The organism is Paenibacillus rhizoryzae, from assembly GCF_059686995.1.
Window position 1 is genome coordinate 66,872 of the sequence record NZ_JCAALT010000004.1, and the last position, 19,145, is coordinate 86,016.

The window sequence follows — 19,145 nt, forward strand, 5'->3', positions numbered from 1 at the left end:
CTTACTCACCCCCGATGACAGCGAAGCTCTTCGCCTTGACGCTGACTTCGTTGTATGTGTAGTCGCTTGATGTATAATTCACTACAATTTCCACGCCATTGGAATATTTGACTGCCGATATGCCGTAGTCCGGCACAAGGCGCGCTTCGATCGTTGCATTCTGAACCTTGCTTAGCGCTTGGTTCACAGCTTTGTATGTTTCTTTAATCGGCTGCTCCAAATCGGAATACTGCGTTGTCAGCAAATCTACCGAAGGCGTGTCTCTCAGCTTCCAATACGGCTCATGCGTAAGCAAGAACGACGGATATTGACCGTAATCGATCATGCGCAGCGTATCCTCGCGAGGACTGGAAGCCGAATTCGACGGATAGCCGAAATAGTCGATGTAGCCGTGCAGGACGATTTGCAAGAACGGGATCGTATCCGTTTCGTACATGTACTGCGAAGCACCGGAGCCCATGCCGAACATCGTATCCGTGTATTTCCACAGATAGTCGTTGGCCTGATAAATCGCCAGCTCGTTCAAGTTTTTCTTAACGTTAGCGGCAAGCTCGCGGTAAGCCTCCGCGGTCTGCTCACGCGTATAGGGATGCTTCTTGTTATAGTCGGAAACGAGTGTGCTGCCCGTAATGTCGAGCGCGAGCCCGTCTACGCCAAGATCCTTCATATCCTCGGTATCGTCCTTCGCAATTTCAACCGATTTCACCGGGCTAATGTCGCGCGCCATAATATCGGAGAAGAAATCGCTGTCGCCCCAGCCGAAGAACGGAAACTCGTTAATTTCGTTGTTGATCGCCCGAACGGCGTCGGACCTGAAATTAACCAAATCGGAATTTCCGAAAGCAATCGTATAGTTGTTGTATAGATAGAGCGGAATGTCCTTGCTTGCCAAATACTTCTTCAGATCCTTCAGACCCGAAGCGCCGCCAAGCTTGGACTCAACCGGGAACTCCGCAGGGCGTGCACCGTTCAAGCCGCCGTCATTCCAGCCCTCCAGCACCGTCTTCAAGTTCGTAATGCCGTTCTTCTCCAGGCTGTCGACAACCGACTTCGCTTGGCTAAACGTCGTCATTGGCACGACTTTGGCACCGAATGCGCTGGCTTCCGTTTCGCCGCCCAGCAGGCGAAGCTGCATCGGAACGTCTGCTTTGCTCTTCGTCGATTTCTCTTTAACCAGCTCGCCATTATCCTGCAAGTAGGTTCTGTACGACTTCGCCATCCCTACATAATCCGCTTCCTTGCCGCTGAGGAAATTGTAGCGGACCTGACGGTCTGTCTTCAGCGCGTCTTTCTGGAATGTGTTGTAGCCGCCCATCGATTTACTCGTCGGCTGGAAGTAGCCGTAACGAATTTCGAATTTCGGGGCAACCCAATAGAAATCCGTGCTTAGTCCGCTTGGATAAGCGACAATCTTGGCATTGAATCGGCCATCCTCGACGATGCCGAGTACGCCGTTCTGCCCCGCGCCGTGCACGATCCCGAACACCGGAACCGATGTACGGCCGGTATTCATGTTGCCATCGGAGGTGTAGTCCGTGCCGTAAATTTTGCCGACATACGGCTCGTCAAAACGGGAATGCGCTTTGTTGAAGCGAATGAGTGCGCCTGAACGGTCCGGAATAAACAGATAACCCGGGATATCCGCCTTGTGCACCGCGCCGAGGAACGGGTAGGCCTGGATCGAAGCCAGCTTGCTGTTGCCTTTCTCCCACATCGAATCCGACGGAATGGAGACAACGAGCGAATCGTTCTCGATCTTGACTTCAAGTGCGATGCCTGCGTTCAACGTACCGAACGTAAGCTTCACGCGCACCCCTTGCTCGATCGGCTCGATGCCGTCGACTTTGCCGCCGAGCGACAAGAAATTCCCCGTGCTCAGCATCTCTTCTTCGTTGTAGTATTCGAGTAGGACCGGCGACTTGACGGCTGTCTGCCACTCATCGTTTAACTCGGCATTTTGCAGATCGGCGTCGCTTGGCGTGGAAGCCCACACATAGCCGTTCTCCTTGTTCTTTACCATAATGGCAAGCGAAGCGTTTGACATATACAGCTCCAGCGAGCCGGACTCGCCGATCTTCTTATAGTCGGACGGAATCGTGCGATTCGCAATGGCGCTTGCCGTTTTCTCCGGCATGGTGTAATTGTTTGAACGATAAGGGAATGAGCCTTCCTGCTTATTAAGAACGATCTTGCTCTGACCCTCTGTGGATTGCTGCTCAACTGTAGCCCCATATGCGAACTGATACAACCCAACCGCTGCAAGCGCAGCAGATGCGACCAGGACAATCGGTTTCTTCTTAATGGACACGCAGATTCACCTCTTGGAATAACGAGTAAACAAATTCCCACACCTGGTTCGACAAGCCGAACAGGATAAACGCTACAAAGGCCATAATGAGCATGCCGATGATCGTGAGAACGATGTTTCTAACAGTCTCCTTAATTTCGTAGCCGTGGATCTCTTTCACCATGATGAAGATGAGAATAGCACACCACAGAATGACGACATTGTAGGAGTAGTTATAAATGACACCCTCCATCAGGGTAAGGCCACGTGACAGAATTGCCAGCGGAATTGCAAAGATAATGTAAGGGGACAGCGCGTAAATCGTCCCTTTATAGATGTTCTTGAAGCTGCCTTCCCCATCGTTGATAACGCTGACGAGGTAGTTGGAAATCACCCATGCGAACAGAGGGATAAGCAGCTTGAGAAGCTCGCTCAAGATGTTGATCTGCAGCGGCTCTATCGTTGCGAACAGGAAGTTGGTCGTGTATAGACTGAACAACCGAACGCCGAACAGCACGACCAGCAGGACAGTAGCCGATCCCACGGAAGCTTTGTTGTTATGCTCCAGCTCGTAATACCCTTCGATCGGATGCCGCAGCATACGGAAAATATGCAGCAGCTGCGCAATGAACCATTGTCTTGCCACCTTTAGCCAAGCAACAACAACCGGCTTGCCGAATTGGTACTTCCGGTATGCGAAACGAACGGCCATCAAGGCGATAATGGCGCCAATGACGGAGAATGCTACGTCAACCGCATGGTTCATAATCCATTCGCGCCGCAGTTCCCAGTACGCATTGGAATATTCTTTCTTGTTTTTGGAAAACTTGAATTTCTCGAACGCTTCCTGATATTTGCCTTCTTTAAAGTAGGCAAGACCGATACCGGTGTGCGCTAGCGAGAACAAGCTGTTCTGACGCAGTACTTCATTCCACGGTTCACGGCTCTGGACGTATTTGCCGTCCAAATAAAGGCCCAGCGCTTCGTGCACCAGCTTCGTGAACGCCGTAGGCTGGAACACTTGGATGTTGGCCCGCTCGCCGCTAAGCACGAGCAATCTGCCATCCGACGTAACAGCAATCCCTGTCGGAGCACGCAGCAAGCCAAGTCGTTGTTCGCCCGTGTCGTTGTAACTGAAGAGGAACATCAAGTTACCGTCGCGGTTATATTCCAGGATCATGCCTTCGCCGGCATCAACCGCATAAATATTGCCCATCACGTCGGTCGTAATATCGGCAACCTGATTAAGCGACCACGTGCCGCCGAGCAAATCCTTGCCCGCTACGTTCAGCTTCTTAATGGCGCCGCCGTTAATGCCTGTCGTACTCGTATAGATAAGGCCTTCGGAGTCAACCGAGATATTCGTCGGCGAAATCGGCATTTCGCGCGTCATTTTGCTTAGCTGACTTTTGGTATAGAACATACGCTGCAGCGTCTTCAGCAGGCTAAAGCCCGCCCGGTTGCCGCCGAAGTAGCCAAGGAATTTGCCTTCCTTGTCCAGTCGGACAAGACCTTGAATCAGACCCTCACCGATAATGTAGATGCTCCCGCGTTTATCGACAATGACCTTCTGCGGCTTGAACGGCGTATCTTTGCCGTACAGCTTGGACTTCGGCTTGCCGATGGTCTGCTTCAACTTACCGTCTGGACCAAATACAACTACGCTTTGCTTGGCATAATCCGCAACGTAGATATCTTTCTGTTCCGTTACGAACACGCCCTTCGGCTGCTTCAAATTCCCTTCGCCGATAATGCGGATGAAGTTCCCCCATGAGTCCAACTCTACAATTCGAGCGTTGCCGGTATCGGCAACGTACACATGGTCTTCGTTATCTACAAAAATATCCTGCGGGCTATTCAGCTCCACTTTTCCGTTGCTTAGCGCTTCATTTTCGCCAAAGATGCTGTACCCGTCGATTGCGCCTACTGGCATGTAGGCGTTCTGCATCATAATGCCATGACCTTTTTCATCGATCGTGAAGGTAGGATAAGGCACGTCCGCATAAGCAGTAGTCGAACCAACCAATAGCGCAGCCGCAACGAGAAGTGTGAGCCATCTGAATCTGAACATTGTTCTCCTCCTCACTTCAAACCGGAATGCGCCATCGTATCCATTACTTTACTTTGCATGAATATGAAGATGGCCAAGTTCGGAATAAACATCAGAAGCGCTGCCGCCGCTGCCATCCCCTGACCGGCAATATTATTTTCCATCGCGGTAGTCGTCGTCAGCGTACTCATGTAGAAAGCAAACGTCTTCAGCGTTTCCTTGCTCATGAATAGCGAGGAGGTTTCCGCGTTGTTCCAAGCCAATTGGAACGATAGAATCGCTACGGTCGCAAGCGCCGGCATAATCATCGGAATAACGAGCTTACGGAATACGTAATAATCGTTCGCTCCGTCAAGCTGCGCTGCCTCGATAAGCGCATTCGGGATTTGATCGACGAATTGCTTAACCAGGAACACGCCTACCGGCAAGGAAAGCATCGGCAAGATATGTCCGAGGAAGTTATCCGTCAGCCCCAGCTTCTCAATGACCAAATAACGCGGAATCGTTACCGCTGCCGGTACGAACATGAGCGCGATAATATTGACTTCGAACACTACTTTTTTCATTTTGAATTCTTTTTTGGACAAAGCGAACCCCGTCATGGAACAGATCACGATAGACAGGAACACGACCGAGCCTGTTACCAAGATGCTGTTGAACAAATATTTCGTTTTTGGAACAGCTGCCACGTCGCCGACGCTGAACAGCGTTGCGAAGTTACTCCACGTCGGATGCTGAACAAACAGCTTCGGCGGATAGAGAAACAGCTCGTCTACAGGCTTGAGCGCCTGAGAGAAAATAAAGATAATCGGCAAGATCATAAACACGGACAGAGAAATGAGGAAGAGAAAGAACTTCCATTGACCGAAGCTGAACCGATCCGGATTGATTTTATTACTATGAAAAGAAGCCATTTACGCAATCACCTTCTCCCAATTCGTGATACACTGCGGACTAGTCGGAGTCACCGAACAAACGCCAGCACAGTTTAGAAAATCCGTAAACAATGATGAGCAAGACGACGGAAACCGCAGACGCATAACCCATGTCATAGCGCAGGAAACCATAGTCCTCGATATGATTGATCATCAGCTGACCGGCATTTTGCGGTGTCGGATTGGCGCCGGATAGCTGCACGCCAATGGCTCCGGCCTGGAATGTACCGACGACGGCCATAACGGCTCCGAAGAGCATTTGCGGCTTCATACTAGGAATGGTAATGTACCACACCTCTTGAAGTCGGTTGCGAATGCCATCGATATACCCGGCTTCATACATCTCGCCGTTAATGTTGAGGATACCTGCGAGCATCGCAAGGAAGCCAACGCCCATACTGTTCCAGAGCGATACGGTCACCATGATCGGCATCAGATAATGCGGCGATTGTGTCCACTGAATCGGCTCGTTAATAATTGCAAGACTCATTAAGAAATGATTCAAATAACCGGAAGCGTTACCGCTGAAAATAACAAGCCACACGACAGCCATCGCTACCGCTGCTGTCAAAGACGGCGAGTAAATCGCCAAAGCGATTACCGTACGCGATTTCTTCGGAATTTGCGCCAGCAGCCAAGCGAGCCAGAAGGATAATAAATATCCTCCCGGGCCGACCAGCAACGCGAATTTAAGCGTGTTGGGCAAGACGTACATCATAAAGGCATTATCTTGCGTAATCAGGTTTACATAGTTGGTCAGTCCAATAAACTTAGGCGTTTGAATCGAGTTGAAATCGGTAAACGACAAGTAAATGGCAGAAACGACCGGAACTACGACAAGCAGTGAAAAAATGATAAAAAACGGACTTATGAAAACAAAGGCGTTTAATTCGTTTTTTATTGCTTTTGCAGTCGCAGGCTTCACTTTTCATCACCTCGTTTGGCCATGTCTGACATATTCGGCATTATCGGCACATGAAGCGGTTTGACAACTTTACCGTTCTTGAGATAACCGAAATCCGTAAGCTGCTTCTTAATTTCGCGATTGCCGTTAATGACGGCGTCTTCCATCGCCCTTCGCGCGTTGTAGCCGTCGAAGACGACTTTGTTCCAAGCGTCGCTTATTTCCCGCTCGACCATGTAGTCGCCGAAGAAGCGCGGAATATCCCATAACCATTTCCATTGCTCTTGGATAACTTCAATATCTTCCTTCGGCCAGGACAGCTGGCTGAACGCCTCAACATTGGCCGTATTCCATTTGTAGGTCGGACCATAGATCGCTTCCAGATTGTTACCGAAGCGAACTTGAGTTTCTTCGGAGGTCCACCACTTCAGGAACTCCCACGTGTTGTCTTTCTTCTTGCTGCTATTGAACATGATCGCAGTTGCGCCTGTTCCCGGAGCCGTGCGGTTTACGACGCCGTCCTTGCCTTTAACGCCAGGGTAAGGGGCAATCTTCCACCAACCGGCGAGCTCAGGAGCTGCGGCCGTCAATTGAATATAAGTAGATGCATCCGCAATACCGATAGGCAAGCTGCCATCGCGGAACTGGTTATAGAAGCTTGGTACCTGCAGCGGAACGCTGTATACCGTAAACATGTCTGTCATTTGCTTCAATCCCGCCAATGCCGCATCCTGATCGATCGCGGTGTGGAGGCCGTCATCGGTGTACAGCTTACCGCCCGTTTGATAGATGAACGGAACGGTGTTGTTGTACGGCTTAAATCCGCCTGTTTGCGACAGCGGCAGATAGAAGTTCATCCCGAAACGCTGCAGCTCCGGCAAGATTTGCTTTACCTCTTCCATCGTATCGGGAACAGGGATATTAAGCGCATCGAGAATATCCTTCCGGTAGAACAAGACCCAGAAGCTTTGCGTTTCCGGCAATGCGTACAGCTTCTGATCGAAAGTGACCGGAACCAGTGCACCCGGCGAGAACCGCTTCTGTACGTCGTCAAAGCCTTCGAATTGATTCATGTCCGCTAACGCTCCGCGCGCGGCAAGACGGAAAGGAATATAGTTGCTGACGCCGAGTGCAGCATCAGGCGCATTTCCCGCAGCGCTGGCAAGCACCAGCTTACCTTCGTCCGGCATAATCGAAAGCGTCACTTTAATGCCGGTTTTCTTCGTGAATTCTTGGTTGATCAGCTGCTGCATCTGGGTCACGTTCTGACGCGAACGGTTTACCCATACCTGCACGGCATCCTTATCGTCAGCGTTTACTTTGGAGTAATCCCGTGTAAACGATTTGAAGAATGCGGCGATGCTGTTCCATAGCGATTTAAAGAAGCTTGCTTTCTCGCTTGGCAGCTTGCTGTCCGAATAAATATAGAACCGATCCAATTGAAGCGGCTGTCTCGGCAGCTTCGTGTTAATCACGCCAAGCGTCTGCAGCACAGAACCCGAGCCTTCGGACAATCGGTTAAATTGATACGGAATTTTCTCCGGTTCCTTCGACATCCGTTCAAGCGTTTCCGCCGCAACGAGCAAATTACTCGCTTGGTCCGGATTGGCGCCCGCAAGCTTCTTAAGCGCGTCGTATTGCTTGCGCAATGTAGAAGCGAATCCTTCCAGCTTCTTCGGCAAATCAGGCATCTGTTTCGTAATGTCCCAGTCCCGATTCACGTCCATCGTATTGCCTGTCGCCATCTTAATCTCCAGAGCCAATGTGTTAATGTCCCACATGACATTCTTAATCGTTTGGATGACTTGTCCATATGGCGCAGCGTCAGCTCTAAGCGATATTTCATGTTCGCCTGCTGTAAGCGCGAATAAATACGCTTTACCGTCTTTGCCTGACATGATTTCATTACGCCATTCATCCGTGTACGGGAAGGCGTACTCATTCACTTCTTTGAACGGCACTTTACCATCTATCATCAACGTGCGATATACAGGCATGCTCGTTTTTCCAGTCTGCAAATACTTGAATGCCAGTTGGTAAGAGCCCGCCTTATCCACTTTCACTTTCCAAGTAGCTTGCTGTCCGCCCACTTGCCACGCCTGCTCGTTCTCTTCGGCGTTGCCACTGGTTGCAATTGTTTCTCCGCCGAGCGTGTTCAACGTGACTTTGCCGTCTCTATGGGGAACAACAGTTGCATCTCCGCTTGCAATCGCGCGAATCGACGGCTCCGATTTCGAAATCGGATGCTCGGCTTCCACGACTAGAATGGATGAGTCTGCTTTAGACAAGCTATTCGCTTTCGCGTATTGCTCGTACTTCGGCAGTACCTCCGGAGAGGAAATGACGATTCGGCCAATTAGAGCCGCTTCGCGCAAGTTCATGAGTTTAATGCTGTTGGAACCTTGTTTCAGATAGAACCGCAGCGGTTCCGCTGTGAAAAAACTGGCATCCATTAAGGGAGCCGTTTGCCATTGCTTGATTTGCTTCTGGCTGGCCGGCGTCTCATTCCCGAGTGCATCGCGGTCGAATGTCGCGTTCTCATCTGCCCACAGCTTCGGAAGCACAACTCTTCTGGATTCAAAAAACGGATATTTTCCGTTTACTTCAATAGCCCGCTCAATCGGAATAATTTTATCCGATGTCGAGTAATAGTCGATTTTAATTTGGTAGAGCCCATCTTGAGGCGCAGTTACATTCAAATCGATCGCATTCAAGTCGTCCGTCCAAGAAAACACCGGCTCGTCATAGCCGTTCGAATCCGAAGTCAGTGAAGCTTTGCCGTTAGGCGTAATAAACTGATTAGGATGAATAATGATATCATTTGCCGCGTCTTTGATCCCTTTGTCCTGCCATGCTTTAAGCACGTCGCTATAGGCATCCTCTACGACCTTCTTAACAGGGGAGTCTTCTTCTTCGTCCTCTGCCGTATCCTTTACATCGTCTTGCTTGCCGGCGCCGGAAGAGATTTCGCTGCCACCGCCAAATAAACCACTCAAAATATCGTCATTCTCTTGTTTATCTTTGTCAGGCGTAGTCGCCTCAGCAGCCTGCGCGATGGAACGGCCATCGTACGATACAGGTACTGTTGTCGCCAGAAGCGATACAAATATAATGGCAGCTAATAAAGGTTTGAACTTCATGCTTTCACCCCAGTAGAACAATTTTTCCTCCCCTAAGAGGGGAGGAAAAATTGTGATTACTTGCTTTTATTTGGTTGCTTCGGAAATTTTGGCCATGGCGTTGTTGTAGTACTCCATCGATTTCTCTTGAAGTTCAGCAGCTACGTCTTCAGGTCTTGCTTCGCCCTTTTGGAACTTCTCGTTGTACTTGTCTTTTACTTTGGCTTGGAAATCCGCAAAGCCCGGTTGGTACTTGAACGTTTCAAGCACGCCAGTTGGGATCGCTTTAACGATATCTTTAACGCCTGTCGTTACGAAATCTTGAGCCAACCATGCTTCCCATACGGAAGGATCGTTAACAAGAGGCATGGAAGCCAGTGGAGACTCGTCTTTAATACGTGCCATCCAGCCGTCTTTGGAATAAGTCATCCATTTCAGGAACTCAACTGCTTCTTTCTTATGCTTCGAGCTCTTCGTTACGCCTGCATAGTCCGTAACCAGACCGGCTTTTTGCTGTTGTCCGTCAAAACCCGGAATCGGAAGGATGTCCCAGTTGAATTTCAAGTTTTGTTTGTACCAAGACAAGCTCCAAGTTGCATCGTACACCATACCGACTTTACCGATGTTAAAGCCGCTGATGTCTTTGCCGTACCATTTGTCTTTCTCTTCTTTCTTGTAGCTTTGAAGCGACGATTTGTCTTTCATACCGAAGTTGGTTGCCCAGTTAACAGCTTGTGCCCATGCCGGGTTCGTGTAGTTATACTGAGTGCCGTCCCATGTCGAAGCGCCAAGCGTATTATCAATGTTAGGGATCAATACGTCGGCCATGCCCGCTGCGCCATCGATACCGAACTGATGTTCATTATAGTTCGTCAGTTTCTTGGAGATTTCTTCCAAGTCAGATACGGTCCAGTTAGGACTAGGGATTGGAATATTTGCTTTGGCGAACAAATCTTTGTTGATGTAGATGCCCCACGAGAATAGACCCGTTGGCAGTGCAAATTGTTTACCGTTATATTTACCTGTGTCGCTCAAGTTTCCGTAAATCTTGTCCGGAGCAAAGTCAGGATCTTGTTCCAAGTAAGGTGTCAAATCTTCAAGCCAGCCGCTTCCTACTGCCAGAGGCACATTGAATAGGAATGTTACGTCTGGGAGTTTGTTGGCTGCTGCCGCTGCTGCCAATTTCTCATCCCAAGGCCAGTCCATCGATTTATCGATTTGAACTTTAATGTTCGGGTGAGCCGCTTCGAATGCTTTGATACGTTTCATCTCAGCACCATTCTCTGCTTTATCGCCCCATGTTCCATAAGTAAGTGTTACGACTTCATCCGTTGCAGCAGGCTCTTCAGCCGCCGGCTCTTCTGCTGGTTCCGTAGTCGTATTTGCCGCTGTGTTATTGGTCTCTGTTGTGTTACCCGCATTTGCATTAGTTGCTGTGTTGTTTGTATTGTTATTGCTGCTTCCGCAGCCGGCAAGTACAAACGATAAAGCCAGTACCATCAAAAGCAACATACTCATTGACTTTTTCATTCCAATTCTCCCCCAGCTCGTGAATGTAGATTTGGTATTTCTTAGTCGACTTCCCCATAAGCACTATCATGCTCGACTTGCTTATTTACTGCCCGGTTAACTCTGGTTTCGCCTCCCTTCATGGAATATATAATTTTCTTCTTGTTCATTGTGAGCGCCTTTGAATCCACAGGATTGACGGATGACCAGCTGTGTCGGAAGTAAGATCGAGTTCTCTTCTTTCTGTACATTGAACACGAGCTGTGTGGCAATCGCTCCCATTTCATATTTAGAATGGCCGATGGTCGTCAATGAAGGCCGAACCAACGGTCCAAAACTAATGTTGTCAAAGCCGACCACTGCGACATCTTCAGGCACTCGAACTCCGCCTTCGCGCAGCGCCCGCATAGCCCCAATCGCCATTTCATCATTCGCAGCGAATATGGCATCAGGCAGTCGATTGCATGCCATCATGACCTTTACCGTCTGATAGCCGCCCGCTTCCAAGTAACGTCCTTGCAAGGTGATCTTGGCAGGTACAGGCAAATTATGTTCGGTTAGTGCACGCTTGTAGCCTTCATAGCGTTTGGAATTGTCATACGCTGCGAGCGGTCCGCTAAGGAATTCAATTTTCTTGCGCCCCAGTTTAATGAGATGCGTAACCGCATCGTAGGCGCCTTGTTCGTTAGTGATCAGTACGCTGTGTACATAATCGCTCTTAAGTTCTCGGTCAAGTACCACGATCGGGAATGACTCTGCCGCAACCTGAAGGATTAAACTGTCCGCAATCGCGGTACCCATAATAATGGCGCCATCCACGAACTTTTCTCTCAGGAACCGATTCGCCGAGCTGTTCTCACCGCCATACGTACTGCAAACAATGAGATTGTAATCGTGCGAAGCAACGACTTCCTGTACACCTTCGATGACTTGACTATAGAAAGGTCCGCCCAGATCATTCAGGAACAGTCCGATCGTTTCACTCTTGCGTTTCTTCAAATTTCGTGCCGCGCCGCTTGGCCGGTAGCTTAACTCTTCTGCAGCTCGAATGACTTTCTTTCGCGTTTCCTCACTTATCTTCGGTGAGTTATTCAGTGCGTAAGAAACAGTTGATACGGCAACTCCGGCCATTTTAGCAACATCTTTGATCGTAGCAGCCATCATCAATTCCACCTCGGGTTCAGCCTGTTGAAACGTTTCGAAAGAATAAAGTAAAATTCCCCCATATGAAACGCTTACATTCCTGATCGGCGCTCCGACTTGGATTCATGCTCGCAGAGGGATTTTTATTTAAAGAACTAACCTTTTCTGTCATAGAAACGTTTCACAAACACATAATATCATAAAGTTTTGGAAGTGAAAAGGCTTTCAAATGATAAAATGTCACTTTTTTTTGTTAGAAAATTGTTAGTTCCTGTCTTTGGTTCCCAATTGAATTCCGGATACCGTCGAAACGATTCGATAAAAAATGGAAAAACCCCCGAGATATCGGGGGTTTTTCCTAATGATGATTTAAATGACTTCGAATTGTCCTTCCAAACCTTCAGCACTGCTTGGACCGATCCAGAGCTTGAATTTCCCCGGCTCAACAACAAATTGATGCTCCTGATTGATAAATCCGAGCTCTTCCTTCGCCAGCTGGAATGAAACGGTCGTGCTTTCGCCGGCTTTCAGCGTAATTCTGCTGAAGCCCTTGAGTTCTTTCACAGGTCTGGTAACGCTTGCCGCCTCATCGCAAATATACAGCTGTACGATTTCGACGCCTTCGCGCGTTCCTGTATTTTGCACCTTTGCAGATACGTGCAGCGTTTGGCCGAGCGGAAGCTCGGCTTGCTCGATCTGCAGCTCTTCATAGCTGAAGCTTGTATACGTTAGACCGTGTCCGAACGGATATAAAGGCGTAATATCGGCATCTACATAACGTCTCATATGTGGTCTGCCTGTTTTCTTCGCATTGTAATAGATCGGCACTTGGCCTGCGTGTCTTGGGAACGTCACCGGCAGCTTGCCGCTTGGGCTGGCTGCGCCAAACAGGATGTCGGCGATTGCCGGGCCTGCTTGTACGCCGAGCTGCCATGCTTCAACGATAGCCGGAATATTCGCATCTGCCCATTCAAGCGTAAGCGGACGCCCGTTTGCAAGTACAAGAACAACCGGAACGCCTGTCGCATGAATCGCTTCAAGCAGCTTCTGCTGACTAGCCGGAATATCGAGCGATACGCGGCTGTTATTCTCGCCGCTCATATCCGCATTCTCGCCTAGTACGAGAATGGCGACATCACTGCTAAACGCAGCCGATACCGCTTGCTCCAGCTCTTCAGCCGTACCGTCGAGCACGCCTGAACCCCGTGCATAAACAACTTCGGTTTGATGCTGATGAGCAAGCGCCCGAATACCTGCCAGTACCGTAATCACGTCTTCCGGTCTTCCTTGTCCGCGCCAGCAGCCGAGCTGTGCCTCAGAATCCTCGGCAAAAGGACCGATAACCGCCAGCTTGCGAACGGACGACTTGAGCGGTAGCGTGTCGTTTTCATTCTTAAGCAGCACAATCGATTGACGCGCCATTTCGCGCGCTGTATCCAGATGCGCGGAATGAAGCATGAAGGAGCTTGCCAATTTATTGTCCACATAAGGGTGCGTGAATAGGCCGAGCTGATGCTTCACGCGCAAAATACGGCGAACCGCATCGTCAATCTCGCTCTCGTTCACCTCGCCTCTCTCGATCAACGCAGCCAGATGCTCATGATAAATAAGGGAATGCATGTCCATATGCATACCTGCTTTTATCGCTTGCAGTCCTGCTTGTTCACGGTTAGCGGCATAGCCATGCTGAACGAGCTCATCTACGGATTCCCAGTCGCTGACGACGAAACCGTTGAAGTCCCACTCGCCTTGCAGCACATCTTTGAGCAACCAACGGTTACCGGAAGCCGGTACCCCGTTAATTTCATTGAAAGCCGCCATAATCGTGCCTGCACCGGCATCTAGTGCCGCTTGAAACGGCGGGAAATACGTTTCCCGCATGCGCGTCTCCGACACGTCAACCGTGTTGTAGTCACGGCCGCCTTCAGCAAGTCCATACGCGGCAAAATGCTTCGGACAAGCCATCACATGCGGACGATCTGTCCAATCATTTCGCTGAATCCCTCTAACGCGAGCTCCGGCAACGGAGGATGCCAGGTAGGTATCTTCCCCTGCACCTTCCGCGATTCTTCCCCATCTTGCGTCGCGGGCGATATCGACCATCGGCGCAAGAATCCAGTTGATACCGTCGGATGAAGCTTCACGGGCAGCAATCGCTGCCGTTTCTTCCAGCAGCTCCGGATTCCAGCTGCACACCTCCGCAAGCGGAATCGGGAAAGTCGACCGGTAGCCGTGGATGACGTCATCTGCAAACAGCAGCGGAATGCCCAGTCTGGACTCCTCAATCGCAATACGCTGGAGCTCATTCACCGTATCCGCTCCGCGCACGCCAAGAATAGAGCCGACCATACCTTCTTCGATCAGCTCGCCATCGGACTCTTCGTCAAATGTACCCAGCTGCGTCAGTTGGCCGATTTTCTCCTGCAGCGTCATCTGAGCAAGCAGCGACTCGATTGCTGCTTCTTTCTCTGAGTCCAGCCGGAAAGGCAATTTCTTCTTGTTGTTATCCATAGTAAGCCGCCTTTCTATTCGAGTTCCGCGATGCAAGACTTCATATAGGCAATCGAATTCGCAGTCGCTTCTGCAAGATTCCCCTTCGCGCCTGTACCTTCCTCATGCACCAGCTCGAATGTCAGCCAGCCTTTATAGTTGATGTCGGAAGCGGCTTCCAGCACTTGGTTCATATCGATATCACCTACACGCAGATCTTCGCTGTAGATGCGTCCGATTTGATTACGGAAGTGGAAGGCATAAATCCGATCGGGATAAGCGCGAAGCAATTCCACAGGATTCAGACCCGCAACATGCGCCCAACCGGTATCTACGCAAAGCCCAACGTCTTGGCTAGCGTACTCGATAACGGCACGCAGATCGCCTTCCGCATTGTGTTTGTCCGAAGCATGATTGTGCAAGCTGACTTTAAGACCAAGATCGCTGACGGCAGCCGCAATGCGGGACAAATTGTCGCCGATTTGCTTAAACTCTTCTTCCGTCTTCGCCTGCGGAGCATCCCAGCCGCCTTTCGGATCCGCATTAATAACCAGGTCTGTACCTCCTGCTTCAACTACGCGCTTGGCAACAGGGATAACTGTTTCTTCGATGTTCAACGTTTCGAACGGCTCATGCAGCTGCAAGCCAACGTACGCACCGGAAATCGCTAATCCGAATTGTTTGGCCAATGCCACCATCTCCGGAGTCGGATCCAGCTCAAGCGCATTCATGCCCGCTTCCGCGCAGTTGCGGAAAATTTCTTCCATGGACGGATCTTTGCCATCCTTCCAATATTCACACTGGTAGCCGTAAAGCCCCGTGGAGAAGCCTTTATTTGTAATCATGCTTATTTCCTCCTCAGCACAACTGCCTGTTGACTTGCAGCAGCATCATAGATCGATTGTAAACACAAGAAATTGAAGACAGCCTGCTCGTTCACGACCGCAGGAGACTGCTGGCCTTTTACTTTCTGGTAGAAGAAGTGAATCGGGTGATCCATATAACCGATCTGACCTTCGTATGGAATGGTATTTTCGTTAGTAATAACTTCACCATTCTTGTCCGATTTAACCAGAACTTGGTCGGTCTCGAAGTACGGCGACCATTTCACCGCGCCTTTCGTGCCCTCGATTTCAACCGTGTAATACGGCTCGCCATGCGTACAGGAAGCGCGTTCATACTGAACCCAGACCGATTTGCCGCTCGCTTGCTGGAATTTCAGCATAGCGCCGACATGTCCTTCGATGTCATACACAACATCCGTCGGATCAATGTCGGTTTCCGGCTTCGCTGTCCAAGCAGAAGCAACCTCAACGCTAACCGGCTGAAGCATATCATTAAGGAGCGTGAAGTCATAGGGACCCCAGTCCATGACGATGCCGCCGGCAGCTTTCGATTTATCCAAGAACCAGCGGCTCTCAGGCTGATGCTCAATGCCGGGACGGCCGCGTTGACCGCGGAAAACGAACGAGATTTTGTAGACATCGCCAAGCTCGCCCGAATTCAAAATACGTTTCACTTCATCCGTCTTCGGCACCTGCAAGAAGCGAACACTGCAGCAGCCGAGCATGCGGTTATTCGCTTTCGCGATTTCCAGCAGTGCTTCTGCTTCTTCGCGATTCATCACAAGCGGTTTCTCGCAAAGCGTATGACGGCCGGACTCCAGCGCCATGCGCGACAATGGGAAATGCGTAAACGGAGGCGTGCCGACGATTACGATATCATCTTCACGAGGCTCTTCGTTCAGCATTTCTTTGGCATCGGCAAACGTCGTAACTTCCGGGAAACGTTCAGCGAAGCTCGCAAGCGCCGCTGGGTTCGGATCCGCTACTTTGATCTCAATGACTTCTTCGCCTTCGATCTTATAGATCGCTTCAGCGTGAGTCCGGTTAATGACACCTGCTCCAATTAAATAAAATCGCATGATTGTGAAAGTCCCCTTCCTATTCCCAAGGCATTGCCACTGGTTGTCCAATGCGGAAGTTACGGTATACTTCTTTTTCCTTAGCAGTCATCGCATCGTATGTTTCGCGCGGAATCGGAGTATGTGTGCTGGAATTGTACCAGTGACGGTTGAAGATCATAGCCAGGTTCGTACGACGATCGTCGGAACGGTTCGGCGTGCCGCGGTGCCACATACGGATATCGCGGATAACGATGGAGCCTGCTGGCATGAATACTTTCTCCGACAGCATTCCTTCTGCTGCGCGAACGATGTGCAGATTCGGGTTCACGCTGCCATCAAGCGTATCGTGGTTCGCATTGTCCGGATTCAGGTGCGTGCCGCCCGGCCAAATTTCAAGCGGACCGTTCACTTCGTTCACATCAACAAGCGGAATGTTCACAACAAGGCTGAACGCCGGAAGCGGAACAGTAAGCTCTGGGAACAAAGGCATGATGTCGCAGTGTACAGCTTGATAATCAGAGCCTGGCATAGGTGTATCGGATGCAAAATAAGAACAGTGGAAGCCTCTGCCAAGCACCTTCTCGATAACGCTCATGACAATCGGGTGAGCAATGACTTCGCTGTCATTGAACGGCGCCATGAAAGGCAGGAACATTTGCGCACGGTTTGTACCTGTGTTGTAGCCGCGTTTTTCGATATATTCGTCGAAGATCGGATCGAATGAGTCACGAATTGTTTTGATTTTCTCGTCGCTCAGCACTTTCTCAAATAGAATATAGCCGTTAACTTTTACTTGCTCCGCTGCTGTTTCCAGCGTTTCCGGGCTAAGCTGCCCACTTGCCAATTCTTGCTCTGTCAATTTGATTCTCATATCAATCGTCTCCTTTAGGTGTGTTGTATAAGATCAATGGCGGTTAGCCAACGATTCCAATTTTATCCCTCGATTAGCATCGACATCGGGAAGAACAGATATGCGGCGATCGCAGGGAAGACCGCTTCGTTTCGTGAAGAAGCAACCCATTTAATGGGTTATACCCGAAACGATGACAAACATGGATGAATCAAAAGTGTGACTTACGACGATGCCGTTCCCGGCGCCCTATAAATAATATACATGTTTTTTTCGCTAAGTGAAACGTTTCGACAAACAGAAATTGAGACTGCCATAAATGACCTTAGTCAGCAGCTGCAAGGAAGTCGTTTAGTGCGGTGATTTTAAAGGCAATTTCACCAATAAGCGGCTATCAGCTCCTGAAAGCGTTATCTTACTTCATAAATCAGATGTTGGCAACTGATGAGATGCAGCGAATAGAGATGTCCACATTCCACGCACTCAACTTTCCACGTTCTTCCTTCAACTATGTTCCGAAATTCTAACGAATCTTACAGGCCTTATTCGGCCGAAATTCAGAGCTTGGAGATTCTAACGAACCGTACAGGTCTTATTCGGGGTAAATCAGCTCCATTTCACCCAAAAACCCCTAAATAAGGCTTCTACAATTCGTTAGAATTTCTTCGGAGCTATTTTTGCTCAATTAAGCCCTGTACGATTCGTTAGAAGTTATCCACCTAATCCGCCGGGCGGACGGGAAACAACACAAAAGACCATCCCGTATTCAGGATGGTCTTTATTTCAAACATGATTAGTATTATAAGTGCATTAGATCGCAGGCATAACGTTGCCGCCGCAAACGGGAATATAAGCTCCGGTAATGAATCCTGCCAGATCGGAAGCCAGGTATGCGACTGTATTCGCAATATCCTGATCGGTTCCTCTGCGCTTCAACGCCACGCTTTTCTCATACGCTTCATTGCGCTCCGTCCCGTTTGCACGGTCGCGGTCCGAAATGGTCCACCCCGGCGCCACTTGGTTGACCGTAATCTGATCTTTGCCAATTTCCTTGGCCAAAATCCGATAAACGCCGTCCATCCCCCGTTTCCCAGCCACATAGGCGGACTGGGTTTCGAAGTTTTGCATCGCGCATTCGGTGTTGATGCCAATGAAACGGCCGGCTTGTTTCTCAATCATGGCCGGTGCGAAGGCTTTTGCCAAATAGACGCTCTGCATGACGCAGGAATCAAACTGGCTGCGATAATCCTCAGGCGACTGCTCCAATATGGATGTCCATCCATATTGAATGACGGCGTTAGCGACCACGATATCAACATGGCCCAGCTCTGCATTCACTTTGTCTCTCATCGCAACAATGGAATCCAAATTCGTAATATCTGCTTGTACAATCGCAGCACGTCTGCCTGTGGCGATGATCTCCTTCTGCAGTTCTACGGCTTGTCCCTCATTACGATTGTAATGTATGGCAACATCCGCTCCGCAAGCTGCCAGCGTTCGAACCATCACTCGGCCCAGTTCACCGGTTGCTCCGGTGACGAGCGCGGTGCGCCCGGTCAGATCAATTCCAATCATGATTGTGCCTCCTCTTCTTCCGGTAATGTAGCAGCTGCTGCATCAATTAGGCTGTCAAACAGATCATCGTCCTGCTCGATTGCGGCTTCAACCGCATTGATTTGCTCTTCGGAGCCGGGCTCTTTGGCGAAAAGCAGGCTGTAATCCCACGTTGTCCCGCGCAAGCTGTTCAGCTGAAGCGTAATTTCGTAGGGATGTTTATGGCCTTCTACCTCGAATTGGACGCTTCCTTTGTAGCCATTTTCCTTGTCGTGCGTCATCGCTGCTTGAATAATCGTAATGTTCATCGTTCGTTAACCTCCAAAATGGTGGACATGCTTCCGCAATTAGGCACCTGCTCCTGTTCCGATGCCTGCCGGCGGAATGACTTGCCTAAA

At 49.9% G+C, this 19,145-nt stretch carries 13 protein-coding genes; all 13 read right to left on the reverse strand.

Translation table 11 applies throughout. From position 1 onward, the window contains the following. Position 1: 1 nt before the first annotated feature. Entirely contained in the window at positions 2-2,308 is a 2,307-nt protein-coding gene (locus tag AC6ESO_RS12940) for a DUF5696 domain-containing protein (RefSeq protein WP_497091692.1), read from the reverse strand. Beyond that, positions 2,298-4,358 carry a YIP1 family protein gene (locus AC6ESO_RS12945; protein WP_497091693.1) on the reverse strand — a complete coding sequence of 687 codons (2,061 nt, stop codon included), beginning with the start codon at positions 4,356-4,358 and terminating at the stop codon, positions 2,298-2,300. The genes AC6ESO_RS12940 and AC6ESO_RS12945 overlap by 11 nt, the downstream gene beginning before the upstream one ends. A gap of 11 nt (positions 4,359-4,369) precedes the next feature. Next, positions 4,370-5,251, reverse strand: a complete 882-nt coding sequence (locus tag AC6ESO_RS12950) for an ABC transporter permease subunit (RefSeq protein ID WP_494820451.1) — start codon at positions 5,249-5,251, stop codon at positions 4,370-4,372. Between the two features lie 40 nt (positions 5,252-5,291). Continuing rightward, positions 5,292-6,197 (reverse strand): ABC transporter permease subunit, encoded by a 906-nt coding sequence (locus AC6ESO_RS12955; RefSeq protein ID WP_494820452.1) that lies wholly within the window; start codon positions 6,195-6,197, stop codon positions 5,292-5,294. After that, positions 6,194-9,316, reverse strand: coding sequence for an extracellular solute-binding protein (locus AC6ESO_RS12960; RefSeq protein WP_497091694.1), 3,123 nt, complete (start codon positions 9,314-9,316; stop codon positions 6,194-6,196). The genes AC6ESO_RS12955 and AC6ESO_RS12960 overlap by 4 nt, the downstream gene beginning before the upstream one ends. A gap of 66 nt (positions 9,317-9,382) precedes the next feature. Beyond that, a complete protein-coding gene (locus tag AC6ESO_RS12965; protein ID WP_497091695.1) occupies positions 9,383-10,825 on the reverse strand; it encodes an extracellular solute-binding protein in 1,443 nt (480 codons plus the stop codon). Between the two features lie 96 nt (positions 10,826-10,921). After that, positions 10,922-11,968 carry a substrate-binding domain-containing protein gene (locus AC6ESO_RS12970; protein ID WP_494820455.1) on the reverse strand — a complete coding sequence of 349 codons (1,047 nt, stop codon included), beginning with the start codon at positions 11,966-11,968 and terminating at the stop codon, positions 10,922-10,924. Between the two features lie 348 nt (positions 11,969-12,316). Beyond that, positions 12,317-14,458, reverse strand: coding sequence for a glycoside hydrolase family 3 N-terminal domain-containing protein (locus tag AC6ESO_RS12975; RefSeq protein ID WP_497091696.1), 2,142 nt, complete (start codon positions 14,456-14,458; stop codon positions 12,317-12,319). A 14-nt stretch (positions 14,459-14,472) separates the two neighbouring features. Then, positions 14,473-15,282 (reverse strand): sugar phosphate isomerase/epimerase family protein, encoded by an 810-nt coding sequence (locus AC6ESO_RS12980; protein WP_497091697.1) that lies wholly within the window; start codon positions 15,280-15,282, stop codon positions 14,473-14,475. A 2-nt stretch (positions 15,283-15,284) separates the two neighbouring features. Then, complete coding sequence (locus AC6ESO_RS12985; protein ID WP_497091698.1) at positions 15,285-16,361, reverse strand: Gfo/Idh/MocA family protein; 1,077 nt, start codon at positions 16,359-16,361, stop codon at positions 15,285-15,287. Positions 16,362-16,380: 19 nt separating this feature from the next. Further along, on the reverse strand, positions 16,381-17,214 hold the full coding sequence (locus AC6ESO_RS12990) for a phytanoyl-CoA dioxygenase family protein (RefSeq protein WP_497091699.1): 834 nt from the start codon (positions 17,212-17,214) through the stop codon (positions 16,381-16,383). Between the two features lie 789 nt (positions 17,215-18,003). Next, positions 18,004-18,768 (reverse strand): SDR family NAD(P)-dependent oxidoreductase, encoded by a 765-nt coding sequence (locus AC6ESO_RS12995; protein ID WP_497091700.1) that lies wholly within the window; start codon positions 18,766-18,768, stop codon positions 18,004-18,006. Beyond that, positions 18,765-19,055, reverse strand: a complete 291-nt coding sequence (locus tag AC6ESO_RS13000) for a hypothetical protein (protein ID WP_494820461.1) — start codon at positions 19,053-19,055, stop codon at positions 18,765-18,767. The genes AC6ESO_RS12995 and AC6ESO_RS13000 overlap by 4 nt, the downstream gene beginning before the upstream one ends. Positions 19,056-19,145 lie beyond the last annotated feature (90 nt).

Coding starts and splice junctions, on each gene's coding strand:
- AC6ESO_RS12975 (WP_497091696.1), bottom strand. CDS start 14,458: ATGGATAACAACAAGAAGAAATTGCCTTTCCGGCTGGACTCAGAGAAA.
- AC6ESO_RS12970 (WP_494820455.1), bottom strand. CDS start 11,968: ATGATGGCTGCTACGATCAAAGATGTTGCTAAAATGGCCGGAGTTGCC.
- AC6ESO_RS12945 (WP_497091693.1), bottom strand. CDS start 4,358: ATGTTCAGATTCAGATGGCTCACACTTCTCGTTGCGGCTGCGCTATTG.
- AC6ESO_RS12995 (WP_497091700.1), bottom strand. CDS start 18,768: ATGATTGGAATTGATCTGACCGGGCGCACCGCGCTCGTCACCGGAGCA.
- AC6ESO_RS12990 (WP_497091699.1), bottom strand. CDS start 17,214: ATGAGAATCAAATTGACAGAGCAAGAATTGGCAAGTGGGCAGCTTAGC.
- AC6ESO_RS12965 (WP_497091695.1), bottom strand. CDS start 10,825: ATGAAAAAGTCAATGAGTATGTTGCTTTTGATGGTACTGGCTTTATCG.
- AC6ESO_RS12950 (WP_494820451.1), bottom strand. CDS start 5,251: ATGGCTTCTTTTCATAGTAATAAAATCAATCCGGATCGGTTCAGCTTC.
- AC6ESO_RS12960 (WP_497091694.1), bottom strand. CDS start 9,316: ATGAAGTTCAAACCTTTATTAGCTGCCATTATATTTGTATCGCTTCTG.
- AC6ESO_RS12980 (WP_497091697.1), bottom strand. CDS start 15,282: ATGATTACAAATAAAGGCTTCTCCACGGGGCTTTACGGCTACCAGTGT.
- AC6ESO_RS12985 (WP_497091698.1), bottom strand. CDS start 16,361: ATGCGATTTTATTTAATTGGAGCAGGTGTCATTAACCGGACTCACGCT.
- AC6ESO_RS13000 (WP_494820461.1), bottom strand. CDS start 19,055: ATGAACATTACGATTATTCAAGCAGCGATGACGCACGACAAGGAAAAT.